At 73.5% G+C, this 11,636-nt stretch carries 4 protein-coding genes and 5 pseudogenes; 6 read left to right on the top strand and 3 right to left on the bottom strand.

Annotated features, from left to right (window positions below; genetic code table 11):
- The 3 genes and pseudogenes from BM536_RS04485 to BM536_RS04475 form a co-directional block, all read left to right on the top strand.
- Positions 1-684: pseudogene (locus tag BM536_RS04485) on the top strand (CoA transferase); the annotation flags it as partial.
- Positions 681-1,894 (top strand): annotated as a pseudogene (locus BM536_RS04480) (acetyl-CoA C-acetyltransferase). The pseudogenes BM536_RS04485 and BM536_RS04480, both read left to right, overlap by 4 nt.
- A gap of 41 nt (positions 1,895-1,935) precedes the next feature.
- Complete coding sequence (locus BM536_RS04475; protein ID WP_094102549.1) at positions 1,936-4,113, top strand: 3-hydroxyacyl-CoA dehydrogenase NAD-binding domain-containing protein; 2,178 nt, start codon at positions 1,936-1,938, stop codon at positions 4,111-4,113.
- A gap of 13 nt (positions 4,114-4,126) precedes the next feature.
- On the opposite strand, the gene BM536_RS04470 is transcribed toward BM536_RS04475, so the two are convergent.
- Positions 4,127-4,849 carry a MerR family transcriptional regulator gene (locus BM536_RS04470; RefSeq protein ID WP_073498643.1) on the bottom strand — a complete coding sequence of 241 codons (723 nt, stop codon included), beginning with the start codon at positions 4,847-4,849 and terminating at the stop codon, positions 4,127-4,129.
- Positions 4,850-5,290: 441 nt separating this feature from the next.
- Between BM536_RS04470 and BM536_RS04465 the strand changes: the two genes are divergently transcribed.
- Complete coding sequence (locus BM536_RS04465; protein ID WP_073498641.1) at positions 5,291-6,232, top strand: PfkB family carbohydrate kinase; 942 nt, start codon at positions 5,291-5,293, stop codon at positions 6,230-6,232.
- Between the two features lie 28 nt (positions 6,233-6,260).
- Positions 6,261-8,205: pseudogene (locus BM536_RS04460) on the top strand (Xaa-Pro dipeptidyl-peptidase).
- Between the two features lie 9 nt (positions 8,206-8,214).
- Here the strand turns inward: BM536_RS04460 and BM536_RS04455 are convergent.
- Positions 8,215-9,170: pseudogene (locus tag BM536_RS04455) on the bottom strand (FAD-dependent oxidoreductase).
- 91 nt (positions 9,171-9,261) lie between these two features.
- On the opposite strand from BM536_RS04455, the gene BM536_RS04450 reads away from it, so the two are divergent.
- Positions 9,262-10,905, top strand: coding sequence for an ABC-F family ATP-binding cassette domain-containing protein (locus BM536_RS04450; RefSeq protein WP_094102548.1), 1,644 nt, complete (start codon positions 9,262-9,264; stop codon positions 10,903-10,905).
- A gap of 144 nt (positions 10,906-11,049) precedes the next feature.
- On the opposite strand, the pseudogene BM536_RS42315 reads toward BM536_RS04450, so the two are convergent.
- A pseudogene (locus tag BM536_RS42315) lies at positions 11,050-11,379 on the bottom strand (putative glycolipid-binding domain-containing protein); the annotation flags it as partial.
- Between the last annotated feature and the right edge of the window lie 257 nt (positions 11,380-11,636).

Below are 11,636 nucleotides of genomic sequence, written 5' to 3'. Positions count from 1 at the left end.
CTCGGCGACTACGCCGGAGGCTCCCTCTACCTCGTCGTCGCGTCCTCGCCGCCCTGCACCACGCGCGCGCGACGGCAGCGGCCAGGTCGTCGACGCCGCCATCGTCGACGGCACCGCCCACCTCTCCGCCATGATCCACGGCATGCTCTCCGCGGGCGGCTGGCAGGACCGCCGCGCCGCCAACCTCCTCGACGGCGGCTGCCCCTACTACGGCACCTACGAGACCGCCGACGGCGGCCACATGGCCGTCGGCGCCCTGGAGCCGCGGTTCTACGACGAGTTCGTACGCCTCCTCGGCCTCGACGGCTTCGACGCCGCCCGCACGGACCTCACCCGCTGGGGCGACCTGCGCGAGGCCGTCGCGGCCCGCTTCGCATCCCGCACCCGCGACGCGTGGACGGCCGTCTTCGAGGGCACCGACGCCTGCGTGGCGCCCGTGCTGTCGCTGCGCGAGGCCCCGCACCACCCGCACCTCGCCGCCCGCAACACCTTCACCGACCACGGCGGCATCACCCCACGCCCGCCCCCGCCCCCCGCTTCTCCGCGACGCCCACCGCCGTGCGCGGCGGACCCGCTCGGCCCGGCGCCGACACCGCCGCCGTGGCCCGCGACTGGGACGTGCCCCGGCTCGCCGAACCCCGAGACCCCCAGCTCCCCGACCCTCACCGAAAGGCCTCCCCGTGAGCACCGAAGCGTACGTCTACGACGCGATCCGCACCCCGCGTGGGCGCGGCAAGGCAGGCGGCGCCCTGCACGGCACGAAGCCCATCGACCTCGTCGTCGGGCTCATCCACGAGCTGCGCGAGCGCTTTCCGAGCCTGGACCGGCCGCGATCGACGACGTCGTGCTCGGCGTCGTCGGCCCGGTCGGCGACCAGGGCTCCGACATCGCGCGGATCGCCGCGATCGCCGCCGGACTGCCGGACACCGTGGCGGGCGTACAGGAGAACCGCTTCTGCGCCTCCGGACTGGAAGCCGTCAACCTGGCCGCCATGAAGGTCCGTTCGGGCTGGGAGGACCTCGTCCTGGCGGGCGGCGTGGAGTCGATGTCCCGGGTGCCGATGGCCTCCGACGGCGGCGCCTGGTTCAACGACCCGATGACCAACCTCGCCGTGAACTTCGTGCCGCAGGGCATCGGCGCCGACCTCATCGCCACCATCGAGGGCTTCTCCCGCCGGGACGTCGACGAGTACGCCGCCCTCTCCCAGGAGCGGGCGGCCACCGCCGTCAAGGAGGGCCGCTTCGACCGCTCGATCGTGCCGGTGAAGGACCGCAGCGGCCTCGTCGTCCTCGACCACGACGAGCACCTGCGTCCCGGCACCACCGCCGACTCCCTCGCCAGGCTCAAGCCCTCCTTCGCCGACATCGGCGAACTGGGCGGCTTCGACGCCGTGGCGCTGCAGAAGTACCACTGGGTCGAGAAGATCGACCACGTCCACCACGCGGGCAACTCCTCCGGCATCGTCGACGGCGCCTCACTCGTCGCGGTCGGCTCCAAGGAGGTCGGTGAGCGGTACGGCCTCGCCCCGCGCGCGCGGATCGTCTCCGTGGCCGTCTCCGGCTCCGAGCCCACCATCATGCTCACCGGTCCGGCGCCCGCCACCCGCAAGGCCCTCGCCAAGGCCGGCCTGACCATCGACGACATCGACCTCGTCGAGATCAACGAGGCGTTCGCGGCGGTCGTCCTGCGGTTCGTGCGGGACATGGGCCTGTCCCTGGACAAGGTCAACGTCAACGGCGGCGCGATCGCCCTCGGCCACCCCCTCGGCGCCACCGGCGCCATGATCCTCGGCTCGCTCGTCGACGAACTGGAGCGCCAGGACAAGCGCTACGGCCTCGCCACCCTCTGCGTGGGCGGCGGCATGGGCATCGCCACGATCGTCGAACGCGTCTGACCACCCCGGCGGAACCAAGAGACTTCTACGGAGACCCTGTCATGACACAGAGCACCACCATCCGCTGGGAACAGGACCGCACCGGCCTCGTCACCCTCGTCCTCGACGACCCCGACCAGTCCGCCAACACGATGAACCAGGCGTTCCGCGCCTCCCTCGCCGTGGTCACCGACCGCCTGGAGGCCGAGAAGGACACCGTCCGGGGCGTCATCATCACCTCCGCGAAGAAGACCTTCTTCGCCGGCGGCGACCTGCGCGACCTGATCCGCGTCACCCCCGACACCGCCCAGGAACTGTTCGACGGCGGCCTGGAGATCAAGCGCAACCTGCGCCGCATCGAGACCCTCGGCAAGCCCGTCGTCGCCGCCCTCAACGGCGCGGCCCTCGGCGGCGGTTACGAACTCGCCCTCGCCTGCCACCACCGGATCGCCCTGGACGCGCCCGGCGCGAAGATCGGCTGCCCCGAGGTCACCCTCGGTCTGCTCCCCGGAGGCGGCGGCGTCGTCCGCACGGTCCGCCTGCTCGGCATCGCCGACGCCCTCCTCAAGGTCCTCCTCCAGGGCACCCAGTACAGCCCGCGGCGTGCCCTGGAGAACGGCCTGGTCCACGAGGTCGCCGACACCCACGAGGAGATGCTCGCGAAGGCCCGCGCCTTCATCGACGCCAACCCCGAGTCGCAGCAGCCCTGGGACAGGCCCGGCTACCGGATCCCCGGCGGCACCCCCGCCCACCCCAAGTTCGCGGCGAACCTGCCCGCCTTCCCCGCCACCCTGCGCAAGCAGACGGGCGGCGCCCCCTACCCGGCGCCGCGCGGCATCCTCGCCGCCGCCGTCGAGGGCGCCCAGGTCGACTTCGAGACCGCCCAGGTCATCGAGGCCCGCTACTTCGTGGAACTGGCCGTGGGCCAGACCTCGAAGAGCATGATCCAGGCCTTCTTCTTCGACCTCCAGGCCGTCAACTCCGGAGTCAGCCGGCCAGAGGGCGTCGCGCCCCGCCGGGTCCGCAAGGTGGCCGTCCTCGGCGCCGGGATGATGGGCGCCGGCATCGCCTACTCGGCCGCCCGCGCGGGCATCGACGTCGTCCTCAAGGACGTCTCCCTCGAAGCGGCCCTCAAGGGCAGGGCGTACTCCGAGAAGCTCTGCGCCAAAGCCGTCTCGCGCGGCCGTACCAGCCAGGAGAAGGCGGACGCGCTGCTCGCCCGCATCACGCCCACCGCGGACCCGCAGGACCTGGCGGGCTGTGACGCCGTCATCGAGGCCGTCTTCGAGGACACCTCGCTCAAGCACAAGGTGTTCCAGGAGATCCAGCACATCGTCGAGCCGGACGCCCTGCTCTGCTCCAACACCTCCACCCTCCCCATCACCGTCCTCGCCGAGGGCGTCGAGCGGCAGGGCGACTTCGTCGGCCTGCACTTCTTCTCGCCCGTCGACAAGATGCCGCTCGTCGAGATCATCAGGGGCGAACGCACCGGGGACGAGGCCCTCGCCCGCGCCTTCGATCTGGTCCGGCAGATCAACAAGACGCCGATCGTCGTCAACGACTCGCGCGGTTTCTTCACCTCACGGGTGATCGGCCACTTCATCAACGAGGGCGTCGCCATGGTCGGCGAGGGCATCGAGCCCGCGTCCGTGGAGCAGGCGGCCGCCCAGGCCGGCTACCCGGCCAAGGTCCTGTCCCTGATGGACGAGCTGACGCTGACCCTGCCGCGCAAGATCCGCAACGAGTCGAAGCGGGCCGTCGAGGAGGCCGGCGGCACCTGGCCCGGCCACCCCGCCGAGGCCGTCATCGACCGCATGGTCGACGAGTTCGGCCGCACCGGCCGCAGCGGCGGCGCCGGCTTCTACGAGTACGGCGAGGACGGCAAGCGCGTGGGCCTGTGGCCGGGCCTGCGCGAGCACTTCACCCGTGAGGACGCGCGGATCCCCTTCGTGGACATGCAGGAACGCATGCTCTTCTCCGAGGCCCTCGACACCGTCAGGCTCCTGGAGGAAGGCGTCCTGACGTCCGTCGCCGACGCCAACATCGGCTCCCTGTTCGGCATCGGCTTCCCCGGCTGGACCGGCGGCGTCCTGCAGTACATCAACGGCTACGACGGCGGCCTGCCCGGATTCGTGGCACGCGCGCGGGAACTCGCCGACCGTTACGGCGACCGCTTCACTCCGCCCGCGCTGCTGGTGGAGAAGGCTGAGAAGGGTGAGACCTTCACGGACGCGCGCTGAGCCGCCGCGCCCGTCACGGGGAGCCGTCCGACTCGGGCGGCTCCCCGAGCCACTCCCGCACCTCCTGCGTGAGCGACCGCTGGAACGCCGTCAGCAGCGCCTGCACGACCAGCGGCTGCATGTGCGCCGACAGCGACCGCACCGCCCGCGCGTCCCGCTCCGCCACATCCGCCCGCAACAGTTGTGACAACTCCTGGGCCGCTGTCCGCGCATGGTCCACCAGGACGTTGCGGGCCGCCAGGATCGCCTCCTGCGACAGCGGTACGTCGAGGAGGCGGACGCCCAGCCTGAGCAGCCCGGCATCGACGCGGTACGAGCCGTCGTCGGCCCGTTCGCCCAGCACGCCCATCGCGGCGAGCCGCTCCACGTCCTCCTCGTCCAGCGCGCGCCCCGCCCGCCGCCCGAGCTCCTCCCGCGTCACCGTCTTCACGCTGTCCGGCGCCCAGGACGCCACCACCGCCCGGTGCACGGCGAGGTCGTGGGCGTCGAGTCCGGGCGGCAGCCGGTCCAGGTAGCGCTCGATCGCCGCCAGCGTCAGGCCCTGCCGTTGCAGCTCCTCGATCAGCGCGAGGCGCGCGAGGTGCTCCGGGCCGTAGTGCCCCACCCGGCGCGCACCGATCACCGGCGGCGGAAGCAGCCCCTTGGTGCTGTAGAAGCGCACCGTCCGCACGGTGACCCCCGCGCGCGCGGCCAGCTCGTCGACCGTGAGGGCCGGCTCCTCGGTCTCGATCGTCATGCGCAGCAGTATCGCTGTCACACCAGTACTGTGAAACCCGTGGACGTCGAGCGTGATCACCGGCCAGGGCGGCCAACGGCCCGCTCGACAGCCGGGGAGCCGACCGGCCCGACGAAGCGGAGAGGCCGAGGCACGGGATGAGGGCCACGGTCCGGAGCACCACCCCGCAACGGTGGACGGCTGTGGACGCGCCCCAAGGGGCGCGAGGAACTGCGCGACCGGCCACGCACGACCCGCGGACACCGGCCACGCACGACCCGCGGACACCGGCGACGGTGGGCCCGCGGCGAGGGACATCCACTCACCGGGACCGCTCACCCGGCGGAGCGCCGGGCCGCAGGCCGGCAGGCGGCAAGTGGGACCGGTCGAGCCGCTCGTTCTCGGGCGGCTCGTGGAGCGGGGGATCGCGGTCACGGTCCACGACCATGGGGAGGGCGCGAAGTGAGCCGGGACATCGATGTGCTCGTGCTGGGCGGCGCGGGGGTGGACACCATCGTGCACGTGCCGGAGCTGCCGCTCCCGTACGCCGACAGCTACCTGATCGACAGCGGGGTCCGCACCCGGGCCGGACAGACGGGCGACTTCGTCGCGCTCGGCCTGACCGCCCTCGGCCTGCGCACCCATCACCTGGACTTCCTCGGCGACGACCCCGAGGGCGACCTGGTGCGCGCCCTGCACGAGGACAGGGGCATCGCCCTCACCGCCGTCCCGCAGCCCGCCGGCACCAAACGCGCCGTCAACCTGGTCGGCCCCGACGGCAGGCGCCTCTCCCTGTACGACACGAGCCGCGCCCACCCCGACGACCGGTTCCCCGCCGACACCCTGCGCACCCTCGCCGCAACGAGCCGGCACGCGCACGTGTCCCTCACCCACCCCTGCGCCCACGCCCTGCCCGCCCTGCGCGAGACCGGCGTGACCCTCTCCACCGACCTGCACAACTGGGACGGCGAGAACCCCTACCACGAGCCCTTCGCGCACACCGTCGACGTCGTCTTCCTCTCCACGACCGCCCTGGCCGACCCCGAGCGGACCATGCGCCGCATCGTGGAACGGGGCCGCGCCGAAGTGGTCGTCGCCACGGCCGGAGCCGAGGGCGCGTACCTGCTGGCCGACGGGGAGCTGACCCACGTACCGCCCGCGACGCCCCCGGCCCCGGTGGTGGACAGCAACGGCGCCGGGGACGCCTTCGCCGCCGCCTTCCTCTACGGCCGCCTCACCGGCGAACCCCCGCACAGATGCGCCGAGTACGGCGCGGTCGCGGGGGCGTACGCCTGCACGGTGCCGTCGACGGAGGCGGACGCCATCGGGACGGCGGACCTTCTCGCCCGAGCCTCCCGGCGGTCCCAGTGGTCCCAGAGGTCGGCCAATCGCCCTCTTCTGTAGGGGAGTTGCCCCCTGTACCGTCCCGCGCATGCCGACACGCACGCGCTTCACGATCTGGAGACCGCTCGCGACCGCCGCCATCACCACCCTGGTGGCCGCCTTCCTCACCCCGGCGACGACGGCCCACGCCACGCCGCGCGAGAGCAGACCCGTCTTCTCCTACGACGACGCCGTCCGCGAGGCCGTCTGGGTGGACACCCGCCTCGACGGCGACGGCGACGGACGCACCGACCGGGTCGCCGTCGACATCGTGCGCCCCCGCGAACCCGCCGCGCAGGGCCGCAAGGTGCCCGTCATCATGGACGCCAGCCCCTACTACTCCTGCTGCGGCCGCGGCAACGAGAGCCAGCGCAAGACGTACGACGCGCAGGGCAGGGTCGTCCGGATGCCGCTGTTCTACGACAACTACTTCGTGCCCCGCGGCTACGCCTTCGTCGGCGTCGACCTGGCCGGCACCAACCGCTCCGACGGCTGCGTCGACGTCGGCGGCCGCTCCGACATCCTCTCCGCGAAGGCCGTCGTCGACTGGCTCAACGGCCGCGCCACGGCGTACACGAGCCGTACCGGCACCACCACCGCCACCGCCGACTGGACGAACGGCCGCACCGGCATGATCGGCAAGAGCTGGGACGGCACCATCGCCAACGGCGTCGCCGCCACCGGCGTGAAGGGCCTGAAGACCATCGTCCCGATCAGCGCCATCTCCTCCTGGTACGACTACTACTTCCAGCAGGGCGCCCCGCTCTACGACTCCGGCCCCGACTGGCTCTCGAACTACGTCGACAGCCCCGACGCCCGCGCCAAGTGCGCCGCCGTCCAGCGCGAACTCGTCGCCGGGGCGCCCCGCACCGGCGACCTGACCGGCCTGTGGAGCGAGCGCGACCACGTCCCGGACGCGAGCAAGGTCAGGGCGAGCGTCTTCCTCGTACACGGCCTCCAGGACCTCAACGTCCGGATGAAGCACGTCGGCCAGTGGTGGGACGCCCTCACGGAGCACGGTGTCGAGCGCAAGATCTGGCTCTCCCAGACCGGCCACGTCGACCCCTTCGACTTCCGCCGCGGCGCCTGGGTCGACACCCTGCACCGCTGGTTCGACCACGAACTCCTCGGCTACGACAACGGGATCGACCGCGAACCCATGGCCGACGTCGAACGCCACCCCGACCAGTGGGTGACCTCCACGGTCTGGCCGCCGCGGGCCACCCGGACGGCCACCCTGCGCCCGGCCGCCGGCGACCGTCCGGGCGTCGGCACCCTCGGCCTGCGCAAGGGCCGGGGCACCGCGACCTTCACCGACGACCCCGGGCTGAGCGAGACCGACTGGGCCGCGGCCGTCGACACCCCGCCCCCCGCCAAGGCGGCTTCACCACCGTGCCCCTCACCCGTGACCTGCGGCTGTCCGGCTCCTCCCGCGTCACCGTCACCGCCACGCCGACCACGCCCACGGCCCACCTGACCGCCGTCCTTGTGGACCTCGGCCCCGACACCGTCCGCGACTACGCGGCGAGCGGAGAGGGGATCACCACCCTCACCGACCGCACCTGCTGGGGCTCGAGCACCGCCGGCGACAGCGCCTGCTACAAGGAGACGCGGGCGCAGACCGCCGACGTCGAGTACACCGTCCTCAGCCGCGGCTGGGCCGACCTCGGCACCCACGCCGACCCCGGCAAGGGTGTCCCGCTCACGCCGGGCAAGGCGTACACGATCACCGTCGACCTGGCCGCCACCGACCATGTCGTCCCCGCGGGCCACCGCCTGGCGCTGATCGTCGCGGGCACCGACAAGGACCTCGTCGAGCCGCCCGCCGACACCCCGACCCTCACCCTCGACCTGTCCCGCACCACGGCCCGCGTCCCGTTCGTCGGCGCGCCCGCGCCTTCGCCGCCGCCACGGCCGGCACGGCGACGGCAACGCCCGGCTCCGGGCCGCTGGACGGCGTAGAGGCCCCGACGCACACGCAGCGCCTCCCGTAGGACGCCGGTTCAGGAGGGGGCGGCCAGCCCGGCCGCCTCCTCCGCGCATCCCCACGCCACGGTCACCCCGGCCCCGCCGTGCCCGTAGTGGTGCACCACCACCCGCCCGTCCGGCCGAACCTCTCGCTCCAGCCGCACCGCGGGCCGGACGGCCGCAGCCCCACCCGGTGCTCCAGCACCCGTGCCCCGGCCACCTCCGGCCGCAGCGCCGCACAGCGCCGTACGATCGCCGCCGCCACCGCCGGGTCCGGCTCCAGGGACCACACGTCGTCCTCGGCCGTACCGCCCAGCAGCAGCCGACCCGGCTGCGGGAAGAGGTAGGCCATCTCACCCTCGGGCGTGGTGGACACCAGCCAGGTGCGGACACCGGGGTTCTCCACGACGACCAACTGCCCGCGCACCGGCCGTACGGAAGGGTCCGCGGCCAGCTCGCGGGCGCCCAGGCCGGTGCAGTTGACCACCACCGGCGCGTCCGCCTCGGCCAGGTCCCGCACCGTACGCTCCTCGACCGTGCCGCCCGCGCGCCGCAGCCGCTCCCGCAGCCACGGCAGATACGCCGCCATGTCGATCAGCGGCAACCGGGCCCGGACGGCGTTCCCGCCGGCGTACTCCGCCGTCGTCGCCCGGCGCAGCCCGGCCAGCCGGCCGACGGCCCAGACCTCGACGTCGTCCGGATCCGTCTCGCCCATCACCCCGTCGACCAGGCGCACCCCGGTCGTCTCCGGCCACCGCGCCAGTTCCTCGTACACCTCCAGCGAGCGCAGCGCCCACGTCCGCGCCGACACGATCGGCTCTATGTGGTACGGCCACCACAGCGCGCCCGCGACCGCCGAGGTGGTCCGCTCCACCGGGTCCCGGGTCCACACCCGGACCCGCCGGCCCCGCTCGGCGAGGACGACCGCCGTCGCCAGCCCGACGACCCCGCCCCCGACCACGATCACATCGCCGCTGCGCTGAGTGTCCACGCACGGACGGTAGCCGGTCACCGCCTCCCGGGCGACGGGGCGAAACCGCCGTGACTCCGACACCGTGGGGACGACTAGGATCTACCGTCTGATGACTGCCACCCTCGTCGCCAAGAACCTCGCCGCCGGCCACGGCGACCGCTCCCTCTTCTCCGGGCTCGACCTCGTCGTCGCCCCCGGGGACGTGATCGGGCTGGTCGGAGCCAACGGCGCGGGCAAGTCCACCCTGCTGACGCTCCTCGCCGGGCTCACCGCACCGGAGCAGGGCGAACTGCGCCTGTCCCCGCCGACCGCGACCGTCGGCCATCTGCCCCAGGAGCCGGAACGCCGCCCCGGCGAGAGCGTGCGGGACTTCCTGGCCCGCCGCACCGGTGTCGCCGAGGCCCAGCGGGCCATGGACGAGGCCACCCAGGCCCTCGTCGTCGGGGCGCCGGGCTCCGACGACGCGTACGCGACGAGCCTGGAGCGCTGGCTCGACCTCGGCGGCGCCGACCTCGACGAGCGCGCCGAGGAGGTCGCCGACTCCCTGGGCCTCGGTGTCGGCCTGGACCAGCCGATGACCTCCCTGTCGGGCGGCCAGGCGGCCCGCGTGGGCCTCGCCTCCCTCCTGCTGTCCCGCTACGACGTCTTCCTCCTCGACGAGCCGACCAACGACCTCGACCTGGACGGCCTGGAGCGCCTCGAACGCTTCGTGACCGGCCTGCGCGCCGGCACCGTCGTCGTCAGCCACGACCGCGAGTTCCTCACCCGCACCGTCACCAAGGTCCTCGAACTCGACCTCGCCCAGCAGCAGATCAGGCTCTACGGCGGCGGCTACGACGCCTACCTGGAGGAGCGGGAGGTGGCCCGCCGGCACGCCCGCGACGACTTCGAGGAGTTCGCCGACAAGAAGGCCGCCCTCCAGGACCGGGCGCAGACCCAGCGTTCCTGGATGGACAAGGGCGTGAAGAACGCGCGCCGCAAGGCGGCCAACGACAACGACAAGATCGGCCGCAAGTTCCGCAGCGAGGCCAGCGAGAAGCAGGCCGCGAAGGCCCGCCAGACCCAGCGCATGATCGAACGCCTGGAGGTCGTCGACGAGCCGCGCAAGGAGTGGGACCTGCGCATGGAGATCGCGTCCGCCCCGCGCTCCGGCGCCGTCGTGGCGACCCTCCGCGACGCCGAGGTGCGGCGCGGCGGCTTCGCCCTCGGTCCGGTGACCCTCCAGATCGACTGGGCCGACCGGGTCGCGGTGACCGGCGCCAACGGCGCGGGCAAGTCCACCCTGCTCGGCGCGCTCCTCGGCCGGGTCCCGCTGGACGCCGGACACGCCGGCCTCGGCTCGGGCGTCCTGGTCGGCGAGGTCGATCAGGCCCGCAAGCTGTTCCACGGCCCCGAGGCGCTGCTGGACGCGTTCGGCGCGGCCGTCCCCGACACCGAACCGGCGGAGGTACGCACCCTGCTGGCCAAGTTCGGCCTCAAAGCGGACCATGTGCTGCGCCCGGCGGCCACCCTGTCACCCGGCGAGCGCACCCGCGCCGCTCTCGCGCTCCTCCAGGGCAGGGGAGTGAACCTCCTCGTCCTCGACGAGCCCACCAACCACCTGGACCTCCCGGCGATCGAGCAGCTGGAGTCGGCGCTCGACGCCTACGAGGGCACTCTCCTGCTGGTCACCCACGACCGCCGCATGCTGGACGCGGTCCACGTCACCCGCCGCCTGGAGGTCGCCGACGGCAAGGTGACGGAGCACCACTAGGCCCGCTCCGGGCCCCGGTTCACCCCGCGACGCGCGTGGCCAGCCCCGGATAGTCGACGACGAAGCCGTCCGCGTCGACGTCCAGGTCGCGCGGAAGGTCCCGGAGGTGAACCGGACCCGGCCCCCGCCGCCGCGCGTGCGCCCCAGATGGGTGTACGTCTGGCGCGACGGCCGTACGGTCAGGTCCGGCACGGACACCCACGCCACCAGCAGGCGCCGCTCGTCGGCCACCCGGTGCAGTCCGTGCCGCAGCACCGGCATGGTGTTGGTCAGCGGGCACAGGCCCAGGTCGCAGTCGAGCGCGCCCTCGACGGCGGGCAGCCGCTCGCCGTCGGCCGTCCAGCCGCCCCGCCCGTCGTGCCGCAGATCGAGGCTGCGGCTGCGGGCGGCGGTCTCGGCCGTCACCCGCAGCCGGCGCGTGACACAGTCCCGCGAGGTGTCCAGTTCGTACGTGATCCAGTACGGCTCCGGCACCGTCCGACCGCCCGCCCCCGGGCCCGCAGGACGTCACCGTCGAGTTCGGCCCAGGCGGTCTCGTAGCCCCGGCTCGCCGGTACGTCCCAGGTGAGTACTCGCGAGGTGCCCATACCGGCACTGTACGAGAGGGGCCCGGTCCCCGCGGAGTACGGAAACCGGGCCCCCCGCGTGTTACCGCTTGCCCTTCGGATCGGCCAGCCCGGCCCGGCGCAGGGCGTCCGCCATCGCGCCGCCGGCCGGCGGCGGAGCCTGGC

This window comes from Streptomyces phaeoluteigriseus (genome assembly GCF_001896135.2).
GTDB lineage: Bacteria > Actinomycetota > Actinomycetes > Streptomycetales > Streptomycetaceae > Streptomyces > Streptomyces phaeoluteigriseus.
The sequence above is the reverse complement of the archived record's forward strand: the minus strand, read 5'-3'. Positions and strand labels throughout refer to the sequence as shown.